Annotated in this window: 15 protein-coding genes, 1 other RNA gene and 1 riboswitch; of the genes, 6 read left to right on the top strand and 10 right to left on the bottom strand. The window is 60.2% G+C overall.

The window, feature by feature from the left end; genetic code table 11:
- Positions 1 to 7: 7 nt before the first annotated feature.
- Positions 8 to 1,618, bottom strand: a complete 1,611-nt coding sequence (ccoN, locus tag VWY60_RS15970; protein ID WP_340546717.1) for a cytochrome-c oxidase, cbb3-type subunit I — start codon at positions 1,616 to 1,618, stop codon at positions 8 to 10.
- A 207-nt stretch (positions 1,619 to 1,825) separates the two neighbouring features.
- Here ccoN and VWY60_RS15965 point away from each other — a divergent pair, with 207 nt between their 5' ends.
- Positions 1,826 to 2,665, top strand: a complete 840-nt coding sequence (locus VWY60_RS15965) for a universal stress protein (RefSeq protein WP_340546716.1) — start codon at positions 1,826 to 1,828, stop codon at positions 2,663 to 2,665.
- Positions 2,666 to 2,728: 63 nt separating this feature from the next.
- On the opposite strand, the gene fnrL is transcribed toward VWY60_RS15965, so the two are convergent.
- The 6 genes from fnrL to VWY60_RS15935 form a co-directional block, all read right to left on the bottom strand.
- Entirely contained in the window at positions 2,729 to 3,469 is a 741-nt protein-coding gene (fnrL, locus tag VWY60_RS15960) for a transcriptional regulator FnrL (RefSeq protein WP_416541116.1), read from the bottom strand.
- A gap of 293 nt (positions 3,470 to 3,762) precedes the next feature.
- The gene (locus tag VWY60_RS15955) at positions 3,763 to 5,373 is read right to left on the bottom strand and encodes an ABC transporter ATP-binding protein (RefSeq protein WP_416541229.1); all 1,611 of its coding nucleotides are present in this window, start codon (positions 5,371 to 5,373) and stop codon (positions 3,763 to 3,765) included.
- Between the two features lie 88 nt (positions 5,374 to 5,461).
- A complete protein-coding gene (locus VWY60_RS15950) occupies positions 5,462 to 6,568 on the bottom strand; it encodes an ABC transporter permease (RefSeq protein WP_340546714.1) in 1,107 nt (368 codons plus the stop codon).
- 3 nt (positions 6,569 to 6,571) lie between these two features.
- Positions 6,572 to 7,657: a microcin C ABC transporter permease YejB gene (locus VWY60_RS15945; RefSeq protein ID WP_340546713.1), complete on the bottom strand. Its 1,086-nt coding sequence runs from the start codon at positions 7,655 to 7,657 to the stop codon at positions 6,572 to 6,574.
- A gap of 9 nt (positions 7,658 to 7,666) precedes the next feature.
- Positions 7,667 to 9,589 carry an extracellular solute-binding protein gene (locus VWY60_RS15940; RefSeq protein WP_416541115.1) on the bottom strand — a complete coding sequence of 641 codons (1,923 nt, stop codon included), beginning with the start codon at positions 9,587 to 9,589 and terminating at the stop codon, positions 7,667 to 7,669.
- Positions 9,590 to 9,821: 232 nt separating this feature from the next.
- Entirely contained in the window at positions 9,822 to 10,325 is a 504-nt protein-coding gene (locus tag VWY60_RS15935) for a c-type cytochrome (protein ID WP_340546711.1), read from the bottom strand.
- A 118-nt stretch (positions 10,326 to 10,443) separates the two neighbouring features.
- Between VWY60_RS15935 and VWY60_RS15930 the strand changes: the two genes are divergently transcribed.
- Complete coding sequence (locus tag VWY60_RS15930) at positions 10,444 to 11,277, top strand: prephenate dehydratase (RefSeq protein WP_340546710.1); 834 nt, start codon at positions 10,444 to 10,446, stop codon at positions 11,275 to 11,277.
- Between the two features lie 102 nt (positions 11,278 to 11,379).
- Here the strand turns inward: VWY60_RS15930 and VWY60_RS15925 are convergent, their stop codons facing one another.
- Together VWY60_RS15925 and nudC are read right to left on the bottom strand one after the other, a co-directional pair.
- Positions 11,380 to 11,847 carry an SRPBCC family protein gene (locus VWY60_RS15925; RefSeq protein WP_340546709.1) on the bottom strand — a complete coding sequence of 156 codons (468 nt, stop codon included), beginning with the start codon at positions 11,845 to 11,847 and terminating at the stop codon, positions 11,380 to 11,382.
- A 69-nt stretch (positions 11,848 to 11,916) separates the two neighbouring features.
- The gene (gene nudC / locus VWY60_RS15920) at positions 11,917 to 12,912 is read right to left on the bottom strand and encodes an NAD(+) diphosphatase (RefSeq protein ID WP_416541114.1); all 996 of its coding nucleotides are present in this window, start codon (positions 12,910 to 12,912) and stop codon (positions 11,917 to 11,919) included.
- Between the two features lie 314 nt (positions 12,913 to 13,226).
- On the opposite strand from nudC, the gene VWY60_RS15915 reads away from it, so the two are divergent.
- The 3 genes from VWY60_RS15915 to VWY60_RS15905 all read left to right on the top strand — a co-directional run bounded on the left by VWY60_RS15915 (position 13,227) and on the right by VWY60_RS15905 (position 16,233).
- Positions 13,227 to 15,095, top strand: coding sequence for a 5'-nucleotidase C-terminal domain-containing protein (locus VWY60_RS15915; protein WP_416541113.1), 1,869 nt, complete (start codon positions 13,227 to 13,229; stop codon positions 15,093 to 15,095).
- An 86-nt stretch (positions 15,096 to 15,181) separates the two neighbouring features.
- An RNA gene (gene ffs, locus VWY60_RS15910) (signal recognition particle sRNA small type) lies at positions 15,182 to 15,280 on the top strand.
- 206 nt (positions 15,281 to 15,486) lie between these two features.
- Positions 15,487 to 15,728: riboswitch (cobalamin riboswitch) on the top strand.
- Between the two features lie 91 nt (positions 15,729 to 15,819).
- Positions 15,820 to 16,233 carry a hypothetical protein gene (locus VWY60_RS15905; RefSeq protein ID WP_416541112.1) on the top strand — a complete coding sequence of 138 codons (414 nt, stop codon included), beginning with the start codon at positions 15,820 to 15,822 and terminating at the stop codon, positions 16,231 to 16,233.
- Between the two features lie 125 nt (positions 16,234 to 16,358).
- On the opposite strand, the gene VWY60_RS15900 is transcribed toward VWY60_RS15905, so the two are convergent.
- Positions 16,359 to 16,910 (bottom strand): protein-tyrosine phosphatase family protein, encoded by a 552-nt coding sequence (locus tag VWY60_RS15900; protein ID WP_416541228.1) that lies wholly within the window; start codon positions 16,908 to 16,910, stop codon positions 16,359 to 16,361.
- 230 nt (positions 16,911 to 17,140) lie between these two features.
- On the opposite strand from VWY60_RS15900, the gene VWY60_RS15895 reads away from it, so the two are divergent.
- Positions 17,141 to 19,003 (top strand): DNA polymerase III subunit gamma/tau, encoded by a 1,863-nt coding sequence (locus VWY60_RS15895; RefSeq protein WP_416541111.1) that lies wholly within the window; start codon positions 17,141 to 17,143, stop codon positions 19,001 to 19,003.
- Positions 19,004 to 19,013 lie beyond the last annotated feature (10 nt).

Genomic DNA, 19,013 nt, shown 5'->3' with positions numbered 1-19,013 from the left:
GCCCTCCTTATTCAGCCGGAACCGCAACGGTCAGGCTGGCCTCTTTGGCCGGCGCCCGTCGTACGGTCATCCAGAGATTGTAGCACATGATCAGAGCACCAGCGAGGAACAGGACCCCGCCGAGGGCGCGCACCACATACATCGGGAACTTTGCAGCCACGGTGTCGGCAAAGGAGTTCACAAGGAACCCGTTGGCATCCACTTCACGCCACATCAGGCCTTCCATAATGCCGGTCACCCACATCGACGCCGCGTAGAGAATGATGCCGATTGTCGCCAGCCAGAAGTGCCAGGACACCAGGCTGAGCGAATAGAGGCGCTCACGTTTCCACAGAACCGGCACCAAGAAGTAGAGGGCACCAAAGGTGATCATGCCGTTCCAGCCAAGCGCACCGGAGTGAACGTGACCAATGGTCCAGTCGGTGTAATGCGACAGCGAGTTCACCGCGCGGATCGACATCATCGGACCTTCAAAGGTGGACATGCCATAAAAGCCGATCGAGATCACCATCATACGGATCACCGGGTCGGTGCGCAGCTTGTCCCAGGCACCCGACAGTGTCATCAGGCCGTTGATCATGCCGCCCCAGCTGGGCATCCACAGCACGATGGAGAACACCATGCCAAGGGTCGACGCCCAATCCGGCAGCGCGGTGTAATGCAGATGGTGGGGACCCGCCCAGATATAAAGGAAGATCAACGCCCAGAAGTGGATGATCGACAGCTTGTATGAAAACACCGGTCGTTCCGCCTGCTTGGGCACGAAATAATACATCATGCCAAGGAACCCCGCAGTCAGGAAAAATCCGACGGCATTGTGGCCATACCACCACTGCACCATCGCATCCTGCACACCGGACCAAAGGATCACGGATTTGGATCCCCAGATGCTGACCGGGATGGTCATGTTGTTGACCAGATGCAGCATCGCCACGGTGACGATAAAGGCGAGGTAGAACCAGTTGGCCACATAGATATGCGGCTCCTTGCGCTTGATGACGGTGCCCAGGAACACCGCGAGATAGGCAACCCAGACGATGGTCAGCCACAGGTCAACGTGCCACTCCGGCTCGGCATATTCCTTCGACTGGGTCGAGCCGAAGAGATATCCGGTCGCCGCCAGCACGATGAAGAGCTGATAGCCCCAGAACACAAACCACGCCAGATTGCCCCCCCAGAGACGGGCGGCCGAGGTGCGCTGCACCACATAAAAAGATGTCGCAATCAGCGCGTTACCGCCAAAGGCGAAAATCACCGCCGAGGTATGCAATGGACGGAGCCGCCCAAAGTTCGCCAGCCCCTGCGCCCATTCGAAGTTCAGGACCGGAAAGGCCAGCTGGAAGGCGATGAACACCCCGACCAGAAACCCGACCACACCCCAGAACGCGGTTGCGACCACACCGGCGCGTACAACACTGTCAAAGTACTCGCCCTGTAACGATCCCGTTGCAGTCACAGGCTCATCGGTGTGTTGTAGGGTGTATAGAAACAGCCCACCAGCCACGATCATGATGATGATCGCATGAACCTGATAGGCCAAATCCCGCGCGTAATTGGTCGCGATCATCGCAAAGAGCGTGACCAAACCAAGCGCGATCAGCTTGATATAATTAGACATCTTGCGTCCCTTTTCCTTGCCCGACACGATTCTCTGGGTCGCGTCAGACAGATTTTTTCTGAGCCTTAAATGCAAAACTGCGCCGGACAACGCCTTGATCTGTATCAAGACGGTTTGCCGCAGAATGTGAGAAGCACCTTCACAATGGCGCAACACGCGGCACAACCACAAGTTTGTTGCGGTCGCTCGTACTCATGTGAGGTTAATATGTCCTACAAAACACTACTGACTGTGCTTACCACACCCGCAAACACCGGAGCCCAGCTGGAGCAATCCATCTCGCTGACCCGCCTGAGCGACGGCCATCTGGATGCCCTGTGCCTGGGGGTGGATCGCACCCAGACCGGGTACTACTACGCCGGTGCCAACGCGATGGTACTGCAGGAGACCCTTGCCCGCGCCAAGGAGGAGGTCGCCGAGATCGAAACCGCCGCCACCGAGCGGCTGACGCGATCCGCCGTGACTTTCAACGTCGAGACCGGTGTCGCGCAAATGGCCGATATCGGCCGTCATGTTGCACGAATGGCGCGGTTCTCTGATCTTGTCGTTTTGGGCCAGCCCTATGGCAAGGATCGCCCCGCCGAAGCGGAGGCCATCGTCGAGGCCGCCCTATTCGAAGGCCGCGCGCCGGTACTGGTGGTTCCCGATGACTGCCCACTACCCGACCAACCCAAAACCGTTCTGGTTGCCTGGAACGAAAGCATCGAAGCGATGACCGCCATTCGCAAGGCGCTGCCGATGCTTCAGGCAGCGGATGTGGTGCGTGTGGTGGTGATTGATCCGCCGCAGCACGGTCCAGAACGTTCCGATCCAGGCGGAATGCTCTGCCAGATGCTGTCACGCCACGGGGTCAAATGTGAGATCGACGTACTGAGCAAAACAATGACCCGGGTCTCCGATGTGCTGAACCGCCACGCCGTGGATACGGCTGCCGATTTGATCGTAATGGGCGCCTACGGCCATTCCCGGTTCCGCGAGGCAATCCTGGGCGGTGCGACCCGCAACATGCTTGAGAAGGCCAAAGTCCCGGTTCTGATGGCGCATTAGCTGCGGTCCAAAAAAGAAGGGGCCGCGGTTGCTGGCCCCTTGCTCATGCGCTCTATCGGAAAGTCAGATCAGACAGCCCCCGTCGCTGTCGTCGCCGGCTTCTTCCATCAGGCGGCCCATGTCGGGCACGGTCACACGCCGTTTGCCTTCCAGTTCAATGACACCATCCCTACGCAGCGCTGAGACCTGTCGGCTGACTGTCTCCAGCGTCAGCCCCAGATAGTCAGCCATTGCTTCCCGGGTGAGCGGCAGATCGAATACCCGCCGATTGCTGTCCTTGTGGCGCTGTAGGGACGCATCGCGCCGGGCCAGAATGGACAGAAGGCTGGCGATTTTTTCGCGCGCTGTCTTGCGTCCCAGAACCAGCATCCATTCCCGCGCCGCGTCCAGTTCGTCCAGCGTCATCTCAAGCAACCGATGCGCCACATGCGGCGTCTGGGACATCATGTCCTCAAACGGTTTCTTGCGAAAACAGCACATGACCACCGTGGATGTCGCCACGACATTATAGGCAGCCGTATCGCGCCCCGGTCGCCCGACAAAATCGCTGGGCAAGAGCAGGCCGACCATCTGGGTGCGGCCATCTTCCATCGTCTGCGTCAGGGTCGCAATGCCGGACACAACCGACCCTACGAAATCCATCCGGTCGCCGGACCAGGTGATCGGCTGACCGGCCTCATATGTACGGTAGTATTTGATCGAATCCAGGACTTCCAATTCATCCGCATCACAGCGCGCACAAACAGCGCGGTGACGAATGGGGCAATCGCCGCAGTTCACATTGTGAATTGTAGGAGCGTTCATGATTGATCCGATTTGATCTGCGCCAAGGCCAAAGCCAACCTGCAACCACCAACTTAAACATGTGCCGCGCAAATCACAATTGGCGACGCCGCGTTTGTTGGCATGATGTGCCAACCCACCGGACGGCCGCCCCACCACATAACCCGTGCAGGGCAGTCTTGTTAGCTATCTCAGCAGGTTAGGCGCCGGCGACAGCCTCAGCCGTTTCAGCAAGCCGGATCTGCCAAACTGTCGCGACACCCATGCCATCGGAACCAAAGCTCAGGATCCGGCCTTTCCGCCGAAACAAGCCCTCATCCAGCCGCAGCGAGCAACTGCCGCGTATAAGGATCCGACGGGTTGGCAAAGAGTTCCGCAGCGGATCCCGCCTCCACCACATCGCCCTGCTTCATCACGATCATCTTGTGCGACATCGCGCGCACGACGTTCAGGTCATGGGAGATGAACAGATAGGCCAGCCCGTAGCGCCTTTGCAGGTCGCGCAGCAGGTTGACGATCTGAACCTGTACCGTCATGTCCAGCGCCGATGTGGGTTCGTCCAGCACGACCAGTTTCGGCCGCAGCACCATGGCTCGCGCAATGGCGATCCGCTGCCGCTGGCCGCCGGAGAACTCATGCGGATAACGATCCATAAAGGCCGGATCGAGACCAACCTCCGTCATGACCTCAGCCACCAGATCCCGAGGATCCCGATCCTGATCGACATTGTGGATTGCCAGACCTTCGGCAATGATCTGCGCGCAGGTCATACGCGGGCTGAGCGAGCCAAAAGGATCCTGAAACACGATCTGCATATCGGCACGCAGCCGCCGCAGATCCCTCGTAGACCACTGGCGCAGATCCTGTCCCTGGAACTCCACACGCCCGTCCGACGCAATCAGCCGCATGATGGCAAGAGCCAGCGTTGTCTTGCCGCTGCCGCTTTCGCCGACGATGCCCAGCGTTTCGCCCGCCCGCACCGAAAGCGATGTCGGGTTCACAGCCTTCACATGGCCGACGGTACGTTTCAGCAAGCCTTTCTGGATGGGGAACCAGACCTTCAGATCCTCGGTCCGAACCAACTCTTCAGCAGCCTGAGGCACCGGCTCCGGCTGGCCTGTGGGTTCGGCATCCAGCAGTTTGCGGGTATAGGGATGCTGCGGATTGGCGAAAATCTCAGCTGTCGGTCCAGTCTCGACAATTACTCCGGCCTGCATGACACAGACACGATCCGCGATCCGGCGCACTATGCTCAGGTCGTGGGTAATGAACAGCAGCCCCATGCCCTCGCTGGCCTTCAGGTCCCCGAGCAGTTCAAGGATCTGGGCTTGGATCGTGACATCCAGTGCGGTGGTGGGTTCATCCGCGATCAGGATATCGGGCTGGTTGGCCAAGGCCATCGCGATCATCACCCGCTGGCGCTGACCACCCGACAATTGATGCGGATAGGCATCGAGACGGGTTTCAGCGTCGCGGATACCAACCCGGTTCAGCAGGTCCAAAATCCGGTTCCGCGCCGCAGCGCCCGCCAGCCCCTGATGCAGTGCCAGCGACTCGGCCAGCTGTTTCTCGATCGTGTGCAGCGGGTTGAGCGAGGTCATCGGCTCCTGAAAGATGAAGCTGATATCGTTGCCGCGCACCTGCCGAAGGCGGCGGTCACTGGCGCCGACCATTTCCTGTCCGTCGTAGGTGACAGACCCGCTGACAGTGGCGCTGTCCCCCAGCAATGACACGGTGGACAGCGCAGTCACCGACTTCCCGGACCCGCTCTCCCCCACCAGCGCGACTGTTTCGCCGCGACCAACAGAGAAGGACACACCGCGCACGGCCTCGGTCACCTTTCCATCCTGGCGGAAAGACACGCGCAGGTTCTCGACGTTTAATAGCGGCGCAGTTTGATCGCGTGTTGTCATCGGATTGCCCATGGGTTGGAGCATTTGCGGGTCGCACCATCGCACGGCGGCGAACAGGAGGCCGCGACGCCTCTATTCTGCGGATTAGAGCCTGAACCGGTCATGAGAAGGTCTTTCTCGGGTCAAAGGCATCGCGCACCCCTTCAAAGATGAAGACCAGCAGCGACAGCATGATGGCAAAGGTGAAAAACGCGGTGAAAGCAAGCCAGGGCGCCTCCAGGTTCTGTTTTGCCTGCAAGGTCAGCTCGCCCAGCGAGGGCGCCGAGGACGGCAGGCCAAAGCCGAGGAAGTCCAGCCCTGCAAGCGTGCCAATTGTGCCCGTCACGATGAAAGGCAGAAACGTCAGCGTCGCCACCATCGCATTGGGCAGCATATGGCGGAACATGATGGTCATATTCCCGACCCCGAGCGCCTTGGCAGCGCGGACGTATTCCAGATTTCGCGCGCGCAGGAACTCGGCCCGCACCACGCTCACAAGGGCGGTCCAGCTGAACAGGATCATCAGCACCACCAACAACCAGAAGCTGCGCCCAAGGATCGCAAACATGATGATAATGACATAGAGCTGCGGGATGGATCCCCAGATCTCGATCACGCGCTGAAAGATCAGGTCCAGCCATCCGCCAAAGAACCCCTGAACCGCACCCGCAGCAATACCGACCAATGTTGCTGCACCGGTGACCATCAGGGTAAACAGGATCGACAGACGGAAACCATGAATGACCCGCGCCAGCACATCCCGTTTGGTGTCATCGGTGCCCAGCAGGTTCTCTCCATTCGGTGGCAGCGGTGCCGCACCGGGCCGGTCGACCGTGGTGTTAAACGAATAGGGAATCAACGGCCAGATGGCCCATCCTTCTACGAACCCGTCTGCTGAAAATGTACCGGCCTCGATCTCTTCCAGAATAGTTTCGGGGTCGTCAAAGCAGTCTTCGATCCCGCCGGAGGCAATCAGACACCGAACCTCAGGGTCGCGATACGCCGCCTCGGTCTGGAAATCGCCACCAAAGACTGTCTCCGGGTAGAAATTGAACACCGGGGTAAAATATGAACCACGGTAGTTGACCAGCATCGGTTTGTCGTTGGCGATGAACTCGGCAAAGAGCGAAATGCCAAACAGGACCGAGAAGATCCACAGCGACCAGAAAGCCCGGCGATTGCGGCAGAAATTGTTCCAGCGGCGCTGGTTGAGCGGAGACAAAGCCATCTGTCAGCCCTCTCTCTTTTCAAAGTCGATACGCGGATCGACGATCACATACATGAGGTCGGAGATAATGCCGACAACAAGGCTCATCAAACCAAAGATGAACAGCGTGCCAAAGATCACCGGATAGTCGCGCGCCACGGCCGCCTCGAACCCCAGCCGCCCCAGACCATCGAGCGAGAAGATCGTTTCGATGATCAGGCTGCCGGAGAAGAACACACCGATGAAGACTGCTGGAAAACCCGCGATTACGATCAGCATCGCGTTGCGGAAGACATGGCCGTAGAGCACGCGCCGCTCGCTCAGCCCCTTGGCCCGTGCCGTCATGACATATTGCTTCTTGATCTCATCCAGAAAGGAGTTCTTCGTCAGCAGCGTCAGCGTGGCGAAGGCGGATATGGTCGAGGCGACTACCGGCAGCGTGATGTGCCAGAAATAATCCGCCACCTTGCCAAACAGGCTGAGACTCTCCCAATTGTCGGAGGTCAGCCCCCGCAGTGGAAAGATCTGCCAGTAAGAGCCGCCGGCAAACAGCACCAGCAGCAGAATCGCAAACAGAAAGCCGGGGATCGCATAGGCTGCGATGATCAGACCGCTGGTCCAGGTGTCAAACCGGCTGCCATCGCGCAACGCCTTGCGGATGCCCAGCGGGATCGAAATCAGATAGGCGATCAGCGTCGACCAGAGCCCCAGGGAGATCGACACCGGCATTTTCTCCAGCACCAGATCCATCACATCAATCTTGCGAAAGTAGCTCTCCCCAAAGTCAAAGCGCATGTAGTTGCCGACCATCAGGAGGAACCGCTCCAACGGCGGCTTGTCCAGGCCATACTGCCGTTCCAGCTCTGCGATCAGCTCCGGCGGCAGCCCCTGTCGGCCAGCGTAGTTGTCATTGGCGGCAACGGCCTCACTGCCCGCATCCCCGCCGCCCCCGGCGAAGCCTTCAAAGACGTCACCGCCGCCTTCCAGCTGAGCGATCATCTGCTCAACCGGCCCCCCCGGCACAAATTGCACCAGAGCAAAATTGATGACGAGGATCCCGAACAGGGTCGGGATCACCAGAAGAAAACGTCTAAGGATATAGGCTGCCATGTCAGGCGCTTACCTCAACGCGCCGGAGGATTTCAATGCCGCTTCTTTCTCGGCGTTGACCCACCAGACATCACTCAGCCCCAGATCGAACAGCGGCAGGGTCTCTGGCTGCTCATAGAAATTCCAATAGGCCACCCAGTTCACATCCAGATACCAGGTCGGCACCATGAACCGCTTGGCGCGCAGGACGCGATCTAGGGCACGCACATTGGCATATAGTTCTTCCTGTTCTTCTGCCTTCACGATCGCGCCGATCAGCGTATCAACTGCTGGATCCGCCATTCCAGCCGGGTTGAACACCGAAAACTCGTGCGCGTCAGACCCAAACTGCTGATAGAGCCCGGTCGAAGGTTGCAGATATTTCGGGTAGGCGTAGGTGATCATGTCGAAGTCTTTTTCACGACGGCGGCTGGTATATTGCGCAAAATCGACCCGGTTGGAAATCGCGTCGATCCCTATCTGGCGCAGATTGGCGATATAGGGCTGCACGATCCGTTCGATCGTCGGCGAATCGATCAGGAATTCCAGCTTCAGCAGCTCTCCTTCGGCGTTGCGACGCAGACCGTCGTTGCCAACAGTCCATCCCGCCTCATCCAGCAGCTTCATGGCCCGACGCAGGTTACGCCGATCCGCCGGACGATCCGGGTTGGAGCTATGAGCCATCACCGGTTCGCTGGTCAGCAGCGCTGGATCAATGAGATCGCCCAGATCCTTCAGCACCTCCAGTTCGCGCCCCTCGGGGAGGCCCTTGGCTTCCAGCCCTGTGTCTTGCCAGAAGGAATGGCGCTGCGCGAACAGCCCATACTGCAGGCTGTCATTGGTCCATTCGAAATTATAGCCAAGCTGAACCGCCTCACGCACGCGCGGATCTTGGAATTTAGGGCGCAGGAGGTTCATCACAAACCCACTGGCGGCCGGGACATTGCCATCCGGGAATTCCCCCTTCACCACATCCCCCTCCTTGACCGCATCGAACTCATACGACGTTGCCCAGCTCTTGGAGCTGTTTTCTGGCCGCATGGTGTAAATGCCTGCCTTGAACCCTTCCATCGCGGCCACGCTGTCGCCAAAATACTCGATGCGGATGCGGTCATAGTTGTGACGCCCGACGTTCACGTTGACGTCGTTACCCCAATAGTCGGGGTTGCGTTTGTAGATGATGCGCTGGTTCACATCGACCGTTTCCACCACATAGGGACCTGATCCGATGCCAGGATCCAGACGCGGCTCATCCAGGCGGCGGTTCTCCGGGTCTGCCTCGAACCATGCCTTGGAGAACACCGAGGTGCCGCCGACCTGCGTGATCATCGCCCGGCGCGGGAAATCCGGCGAAAAGTAGAATTTCACCCGATGCGGGCCAAGAACCTCGGCCTTGGGGATGCGTTTCTTCACCGCCTCCGCATAGGACTGCAATCCCTGCTCCAGCAGCAGATTGTGGGAAAACACCACATCCTCAGCTGTGACAGGGGTTCCATCCGAAAACCGCGCTTCGGGGCGCATGTTGAAAATCACCCAATCCTGGCTTTCTGGATACTCAAGGCTTTCGGCCAGCAGCCCATAGTAGGATCCCGGCTCGTCATAGGATCCAATCATCAGCGATTCAAAATGGTCCGCCGACATCGCGCCGCCCCGACCCTTGCGGGTATAGGGGTTCATGCTGTCAAAGGTGCCCACCGCCGACAGAGACAGTTCGCCCCCTTTGGGCGCCTTCGGATTGACGTAGTCGAAGTGTTCAAAGCCTTCGGCATATTTCAACTCTCCAAATTCGGTGAACCCGTGGCTTTTGATTACCTTGTCTTCGGCATGTCCCAGGGTGACGGCCAGTGCCAGCATCGCAAATGCGGCAAACCCTGTCATCACGGCCCGAAAAAGCGGTTGCGGATCAATCGCTCGGGCCAAAACGGCACGACGCGGTGTGGTGGGCGTCTTCATCTGCCAATACCTCCATTGTCCGGCCTTCGCTGCCAGGATCATTCGCTGTCCCAAAGCTAAGCGGGCCGACCCCCTACATTCAAGTTCAGATTGGCTGAATTTCCCGTGTGTCAACCGATGTCAGGGCATGAACCCGCCTGCCTAGACATCAAATCCGCGCCAGCACACCCCGAAAGCAAAAAGACCGCACCAACTGGCGCGGTCTTTTGATCATGGGCAAAAGCAACTGAAATCAGTTGTCGAGGCTGTCCAGATAGGCAATCAGGTTCACCCGATCGCTCTGTTTTTTCAGGCCACTGAAGCTCATGGTGGTGCCCGGCGCATATTGCGATGGCTTGGTCAGGAAGGCATCGAGCTCTTCAGCTGTCCATTCGCCGCCCATCCCCGCCAGCGACGCGGAATAGCCAAAGCCATCTGCGGCAGCAATCGGGCGACCAACGACTCCGTAGAGGTAAGGACCGGTGCTATTGGCACCAGCTTCGAGTTTGTGGCAGGCGGAGCATTTCTTGAAGACATTGGCACCTTTGCCAACATCTGCTGCGGCCATCAGTTCGCCGAAGTCGACGACTTCAACTACTTCTTCCGCACCTGCCTCTTCCACTTCGATCACATAGGAAGCCTCGCCATGAGCTTCGGTGTGATAGAGCCCCTCTGCGGCCCATTTGCCTAGCAGGAGCACGAGGAAAGCGCCGCAAAAGCCTGCGGTCGCTTTGGTAAGGGTCATCGTGTCAAACATGATCGCGAGTCCATTTCAGCTGTCTGGGAGGGTGTCTAAGGCTTCCCCTCTCAAGTGGCAAGGTATAGACAGCGCGACGAAACGCCCGTTTTTGAAGTTTTGCACGGATGTCGCAGTTATGACCCATAGAATTGCCATTCAGGGGGAGCTTGGCTCCTACAGCCACGAAGCCTGCCGCAAGGAGCGCCCCGACATGGACGTGCTGCCTTGTCGCAACTTCGAGGATGCCATTGACGCTGTCCGCAACGGCGAAGCCGAATTGGCGATGCTGCCGGTGGAGAACTCCACCTACGGGCGCGTTGCGGATATCCACCGCCTGCTGCCCCACAGCGGTTTGCACATCATTGATGAGGCCTTTGTGCGGGTGCATATCAATCTTCTTGGCGTTCCTGGTGCGCGGCTTGAGGATATCAAGGACGCTCATTCGCATCTGGTGCTGCTCCCGCAATGTGCGCGTTTCCTCAGCGAAAACAACATTCGCGGCCGCGTCAGCCCGGACAACGCCCGCGCCGCGCGCGATGTCGCTGAACAAGGCGACAAGAGCCATGCGGCGCTGGCCAGCGAATTGGCCGGAGAGATCTACGGCCTTGAGGTGCTGGCACGCCATATCGAGGATCATGGCAACAATACCACGCGCTTCCTGACCATGTCGCGTGAGCCGAATCTGGAGCGCCGTGGCAACCACGGCATGATCACCAGCTTTGTCTTTCAGGTCCGCAACATCCCGGCAGCTCTCTACAAGGCGATGGGCGGATTCGCGACCAACGGTATCAACATGACCAAGCTGGAGAGCTACATGGTCGACGGGTCCTTCACAGCGACCCAGTTCTATGCAGATATCGACGGTCATCCCGACGATCCAAATGTGCAGCTCGCCATGGACGAGCTGGCCTATTTCACCACCAACATTGAAATACTGGGTGTCTACCCGGCCAATGACGACCGATTCTGACCGGTGTCGTCGCGGCTAACGCGTCGATGGCGGCCTCAGCTACCGGCCCCGGATCGGTCATCCCGAATCCAACCCAGCAGCCGGTTGGCCCGCGGGCCACGCTCAGGCTGAACGATTGACGCGCTCTTCCGTCTGCTTGGCGAACTCGGACACCCGCTTCTTGAAACCACGCTTGAGTTTGGTTTTGGCCAGTTTCAGCGACTGAACCATCAAACGCCCTGACAGTGTCTTCGGTGTCAGCGTCAGGGTCACGGAAAGCCGGGTGCGCTGGGGCGACAGGGCCAGCAGCTCAATATCCATCGTGCCATCCATCCCGCTACCCGTGCCGCTCAGAATCATCTGAGTTACCGGCTCGTAGGTGCTGAGCGACAGATGCAGATTGCGCTTCTTTCCGCGGAACTGAAATTCGATATCCCAGGCCAGCCCGTTCTCCGGATGCTGCGCATCTCCCAGGCGCTGCACATCGACACCCCGACGCAACGCCATCCGCTCCATGCTCTCGAAATCAGAAATCGACCGAAAGACTTCGGCGATAGGTGCGTCGATGTCTTCTTTGCTGGAGAAATCCATGGGCATCCTGTCGTTACGGCGGATCTGCAAGATCCAATGGCAGTCTTGAGCTGAATTCTACTATTCGTCTCAATCCAGTGTATCTGCAAGCCAGTTCTGCAAAAGGAAATGTGCAATTGCGCCGTTGCGCGGTCTGCGAATTTCAGGATGGCCCCCTTCAAAAACCGTCATCATCTCCTGCCGCGAAACCCAGCGCGCCGCTTCGATCTCTTTCGGATCGATGGTGATCTCCCGCCCCAGAGCCTCGCCCGCACAGCCGAACATCAACGACATAGGAAACGGCCAGGGCTGGCTGGACAGGTAGCTGACGGCGCCGACCTTCACCCCTGTTTCCTCTTCCGTCTCGCGTCTCACGGCTGCTTCCAGCGTTTCTCCCGGCTCCACGAAACCGGCCAGCAGCGAATACATCCCCTCCGGCCACCCCGGCGAGCGACCAACCAGAACGGCATCACCATGGGTGATCAGCATGATGACCACCGGGTCGGTACGCGGAAAATGGGCCGCACCGCAACTGGGACAAAGCCGCTGCCAGCCAGCCTGCGCCATATTGCTTTTCGCGCCACAACAGGCGCAGAACCCATGGCTGTGATGCCAGCCGAACACCGCCCGTGCCATGGCTGCCAGTTCGGCGTCCTCGCGACTGAGTTGTGCCATGATGCGGCGCAGCTCCACAAACCCCGTGTCAGTGGGCAAATCCGGGTGCCGCTGTTCACTGTTGTCGACAAAGCCGCGCAGCGCGCTCTCGTCATGATTGTCTGGCTGCCACCCACTGATATCAAGCGAGAACCGTGCCAAACCAGCAGCACAGGATCCCAGGAAGACCGCCTGCCCCACACCAGCCGTCGCTAGGGGATGATCGGACCCGATCCAGGCCAGAGCATCCGGCACAGCGCCGCTCTCCACTCCCGCCTCGGGTAGCGTACACAGCGGTTTCCCTCTCCAAATCAAAAGGATACGGCAATTTTCACTCTGCCAGCGTGTTGTCAGGGCCGCCGGATCATCCCGGAGCTGTGCGGCCCGGTCCAGACCGGTGCCACCAAATGTCACTTGTTCCGCCTGTCGCATCGCGCTGCCCCGCTGCTACGTCTGCGCACGGATGTGTCGCAGCACCTGAATCTGGCAGAGAAATACATCTATGAGATGATAAGCTGTTTCCTCTGCGCCACAGTGATCTAGAAATATCCTGACCCCTCGCAACAGGTGAAAACCGTAATTCCGCAGCATCTCAAGTGGAAAGCAACGCGATTGATTAGAATTTTCGGCAACAAGCGACTTTCGGGCGTCACATTTGATTGCTTCAAACAGGCAAACAGGCTTGTTAATAAATTGGCAATCAATGCCACCCCGGGGTTCGCCGTGAGACCGCTAAGAAGCGCAATATGACAGGATCGGATCAAACCGAAGACGAAAAGGTCGGATCCCTGCGCATTCTGGCGACCACGGATCTGCATGCTAATCTTTTGAGTCACGACTATTATTCTGATCGCCCCGACCCAAGCCTGGGGCTCTCTCGTGTTGCCACACTGATCGCTGAGGCGCGCGAGGAAGCCGCTGCCAAAGGCGCCGCGACACTGCTTGTCGACAATGGCGACAGCATCTTCGGCACCCCGATAGCAGAGCGCCCGATGCAGCTCAGCGAGGCCCGCCCGGCCCCGGTTGCCCGCGCGTTCGACCTACTCGGCTACGATGCCATCGGGCTCGGCAACCATGATTTCGATTTCGGCCTGGATCAGCTCAGGCAGGCCTTGCTGCAGATCTCCTGCCCCGTCATCTGCTCAAATATGCAGCTGGTGGATCCGCAGGCTTCCTTGCCTTTTTGCCAGTCCGCAGTGCTCGAACGCGTTTTCCCCGGTTCGGAGGATCTGCCGCTTAGGATCGGCGTGCTCTCGGTTCTGCCGATGCAAACCCTGAAATGGGCCGCGCATCAACTGCAGGGTCGCGTCACCATCGACGACATGGTGCAATGTGCCGCCCGGCAGGCCGACGCGTTGCGCGCCAGGGGCTGCGATATCGTCATCGCACTGGCCCATACAGGTATCGGAGAGCAAACTACCGGATACGGCATTGAGAACGCACTCCACCCGCTTGCAGATCTTGGCGTTCTGGACGCCATCATCGGAGGGCACACTCATCTGACCCTGCCGGATCCGCGCCACCCCGTATCCGCGCCTGTGGTGATGCCAGGTGCCCATGGCTCACACCTCGGCGTGATCGACCTGCACGTCCAGCTGCAATCGGGCCGCTGGACCGTGACCAAAGCCACCTGCAGATTACGCCCTATCGCCCGGCGCAAGACCATCGCCGGCGCGGGTGGCATGCTCGTTCCCCTGGTGGCCGAAGACCCCGTCGTGGTCGACGCCCTCGCAGAAGACCACGCAGAGACACGCAGGCGGATGGCCCAGCCTGTCGGCAGCACCAGCAGACCGCTGCACTCTTATTTCACCTTCCTTGGTCGCGATCAGGCCCTCGCGCTGGTGGCCTGGGCCCAGGCGGCTGCGGTGCGCCCCGCCCTGCGAGATACCGTTGCCGGAAACCTGCCACTGCTCTCAGCGACCGCTCCCGGCAAATTCGGCGCCCGGTCAGGTCCGTCCAACTACACAGATGTACCGGCCGGCCAGATGTACATGCGCCATGTCGTCGACATCCAGCCCTTCCCGAACGAGCTGCGCACGGTGGTTCTGAATGGTGCCCAGCTGCGCGATTGGCTGGAGATGTCGGCGGGTCTCTTCAATCAGATCGCGCCGGGCACCTCTGGAGACCCGCTGTTGGACACGGACCGGGCCGGTCACAACTTTGATGTCATCTTTGGGCTGCAATACGACATCGATGTCTCCGTACCTGCCAGATTTGCCAGCGATGGTGAGCTGATTGACCCCAGCAATCACCGAATCCACAATCTGCGCTGGAAAGGGGCTCCAATACCAGAGAACCAACATTTCGCCGTAGCAGTAAGCAGTTACCGCATTGGCGGCGGCGGCAACTTCACGATGGCCCAGGCCGCGACCCGCCTGCCGACGCCCCCCCTGCGGGTCAGGGACGTGATTTGCGATTATGTCGCCGGGCGCCTGATGCGAGATCCATTGGAACAAGCGCCGCCCCCTTGGCGACTGTCCAGTCACCCCTCGACCGAGGTCGAGATCTTTACCGGACCCGGCGCCCGCACATATCTCACCGATCTCGACCCGGCCCGCCACAATTTGTACGGCACAACCGCCGACGGATTTTTGCGGATCGGTGTCAAGCTCTGATCCCCGCCTGAATGCGCCCGCTGCCATGCGCCTTATTGCGGTCAGACGGGCTTGCCATTCCTGATCTGCCCTCCTATATCGACCAGTGAGAGGTTGGCGCGGGCAAGCGCCTCGCCAACCTGGTCAGATCCGGAAGGAAGCAGCCACAACGAGCCCCGCTTGGGTCGATGTCCAACCTCTCACCTCCCCCCATCCCCGACATTCAGTCGCCGCCCACGGCAGAGTTAGCTGCCTCTTGCCAGTTTGGCCGCTGATCCACCACACCAAACGGCGCTGGCATTGCCGCTATATATAGTGCACGGGGCGCCACTCCGCCCCGATATGGTAGGCAATACGCCGAAGAAATACCCCACCCCCTGACGTAGCGCTTGACGACTCGCCCCGCCAGCCGCTAGCCCTTGTGGCAGATGGTTCCTGCATCGCTGCCACGCGATCAGGATGAAAAGGGAACACGGTGCGAGATGGTAGACATACCGGATCAATGCCGCGACTGCCCCCGCAACTGTAAGCGGTGAGCAACCTCGGACCATGCCACTGATGCCACGGATCCCGTTGGATCCCACGGTGTTGGGAAGGCCCCGAAGTTGCCGCGACCCGCGAGTCAGGAGACCTGCCATCTGATGAGAAACTCGAAACCGGGCGGGGTGTCCTGGCAGGGTCTGCATGTCCGCCGATTGGCCTGCCAGCTCTGACCGTTCATCCCCTCCTTCGCGCGGAGGGCGCAATGAACTGGACTGATACGACACATGGCTATTCCCTGAGCACCTGCCAGCATCTGGGGCAACCCTGCCCGGCGGCAGAGCGCATGATTGCGCGCCTCGCCGCCGCCATGGGACAGGCAAAAGCCGTCACAACCGAGGATTTCGAAATTGCCGGGACATGCGAGCTGACCGCCTGCGACCGGCCCTGCGAGGCGAGATTTGCCGCCAGACATGACCGCATCCGCATTTATTGTGGTGTCTCGCAAGAGGCGGATCTGGCCGGTCTTGACCGTTTCGCGGATGCCCTCTTTCTGCCCTCGGCTGACAGCCTCCCCCTTGCCAAGCTGCCGGATTACCCCTGCGGCTTGGCACAGGCTGTGCCGCTGGCACCTCAGATGGCCCGAATCACCCCGCCGCAGCTAGCAGCTGTCAGCTGAACGCCGCTTTGAAAGGACCGCACGCCGCGCTTGCGCGGCGCCACGCCCAACGGGATATGACCTTGCCGAAGGTCATATCCGGGCGGGAGCATCTCCCTGTGTCGACCCGTTTCACACAGCCGCGGTCAGGAGCCTTTGCCGGGAATACGCCTCGGGCCATACGCCCAGATCATCTGAGCGTCGGTCTCGATTGCGCAGGGGCGAATGGCCCGTAGCCGTGCCAACGCCAGATCCGGCCGCTCGCCGCATTCCGTCATCAGCCGCAGCACCACCATGCCAGACCGGCCACAGCCACCCCGGCAATGCACCAGCACGCGACCACCGCCAACAAGCGCCTTGCGCGCCAGATGGCTGACCTCCGGCCAACGGTTCAGGATCTCCGGCGGCGGCGCACTGAAATCAGGGACGGGCAAATGTATCCATCGGCTGCCGATACTCTGCAGATCCGTCCCGATCGTCTCGGCACCAACTGCGGCATGTTCCTCCTCCGTGGTCATCGAAATGACCAAACCGGGCTGCCACTCTCGAATGTGGTCCATATCGCCACGATAATCGCCCCCTGCACCGGGCAGCGGGCATAGCGCCAGAATACCATCCGCCACCGAAAGCGCGTGCAAGATCAGCGTGCCCCCGGCCCGCTCCTCTTCGATGTCACCGTGTTGAGATCCATCCTCCATGGTCAGCCCCCACTGCCAATTCACCGCCTGATCCTACGCCAGCAATCCCCCCGGACGATCACATCCTCCAATGTAGCGATCTGTCGGCCCTGCACCTAATGGTTTCTGAAAGCCCGATGGCACACACCCCTTATCCTGCCGCGACCACCATCAGCGGTGGACGCCACGCGCGGGCTTGCCTACTTTACCCGGACATCAACGACCGACCCCCGAATCTGGCACGAGACATCATGAGCGACACAGCAGGCGACACAGCAGACCAAACCTCGGGTCAATACCAGGTTCTGGCTCGCAAATACCGGCCCGAGACCTTTGCCGATCTGGTGGGTCAGGACGCCATGGTGCGGACGCTGAAGAACGCCTTTGCCGCCGATCGCATTGCCCAGGCCTTCATCATGACAGGCATCCGCGGCACCGGCAAAACCACAACCGCCCGGATCATCGCCAAGGGCATGAACTGCATCGGCGAGGATGGCCAGGGCGGCCCCACCACCGATCCTTGCGGCAAATGCGAGCATTGCACGGCGATCATGGAAGGCCGCCATGTCGATGTGATGGAGATGGACGCGGCCTCGCGCACAGGTGTCGGAGACATCCGCGAGATCATTGACTCGGTGCAGTACCGCGCCGCCTCGGCCCGCTACAAGATCTACATCATCGACGAAGTTCACATGCTGTCGACCAGTGCTTTCAATGCGCTGCTGAAGACGCTGGAGGAGCCGCCCGCGCATGTGAAGTTCATCTTCGCCACCACCGAGATCCGCAAGGTGCCGGTCACCGTGCTGTCGCGCTGCCAGCGGTTTGACCTGCGCCGGATCGAGCCGGAGGTGATGATTGCCCTCCTGCGCAAGATCGCAACGGCTGAGGGCGCCCAGATTGCCGACGACGCGCTGGCGCTCATCACTCGCGCCGCCGAAGGATCTGCCCGGGATGCGACCTCGCTCCTGGATCAGGCGATTTCCCATGGCGCGGGTGAGACCACCGCCGATCAGGTCCGCGCCATGCTGGGCCTTGCCGACCGCGGCCGGGTCTTGGACCTGATGGACATGATCCTGCGCGGCGATGCGGCGGCGGCACTGACGGAACTCAGTGCGCAATATGCCGAGGGCGCAGACCCGTTGGCAGTGCTGCGCGATCTGGCGGAGATCACCCATTGGGTTTCTGTGGTGAAGATCACGCCTGATGCGGCTGAAGACCCCACCGTCAGCCCCGATGAGCGCGCCCGTGGCGGCCAGATGGCCGAAGCCCTGCCGATGCGGGTGCTGACGCGGATGTGGCAGATGCTTCTGAAGGCTCTGGAGGAGGTTGCCGCCGCCCCCAACGCGATGATGGCGGCCGAAATGGCCGTGATCCGTCTGACTCATGTGGCTGATTTGCCAACCCCCGAACAGCTGATGCGCACGCTTCAGGACACCCCGCCGCCACCAGCTGGCCCCGGCAATGGCGCCCCCCTGCCGCAGGCGGGCGCGCAGGGGCACCATGCCGGGCAATATGCGGGCCAAAACACCGGCCAGAATCAAAACTCCGGCCACAACACGGGTCAGACAGCCTCCGGCTATCAGCCCGGCCCTGGCAGCGGGCCGACGATGTCGCAGACCATCTCCGCCACGGGCGGCGGACCGGCCACTGCCCTTGCGCCGCAGATGGATCAGGCGCTGGCCCGATACCCCAGCTTTGAACATATCGTTGAACTGATTCGCGTCCGCCGGGATGGCCTGCTGCTGGAATATGTCAAAACCTACCTGAGGCTGGTCTCCTACCAGCCGGGGCGGATCACCATCCAGCCCACCGATGACGCGCCCAAGGATCTGGCACAACGCCTTGGCCAGCAGCTGCAGACCTGGACGCAGGCACGCTGGGTCATTTCCATCGCAAACGAAGGCGGCGGTGAGACGATCACCGAACGCGACAACGCAGTGGAAAACGCCCTGCGCGACAAGGCCAGTCAACATCCGATCGTGCAGGCCGTTCTGGACAGCTTCCCCAAGGCCAGGATCATCAAGATCCGCACCGCCGAAGACCTCGCCGCCGAGGTCGAAGCAGACGCCCTGCCAGAGGTCGAGGACGAATGGGATCCCTTCGAAGAAGAGTAACTTGCTTTGC

It is taken from the genome of Phaeobacter sp. JH20_26 (assembly GCF_048056275.1).
Taxonomy (GTDB): Bacteria; Pseudomonadota; Alphaproteobacteria; order Rhodobacterales; family Rhodobacteraceae; genus Phaeobacter; species Phaeobacter bryozoorum.
This window is presented reverse-complemented; position numbering and strand designations above follow the sequence as displayed.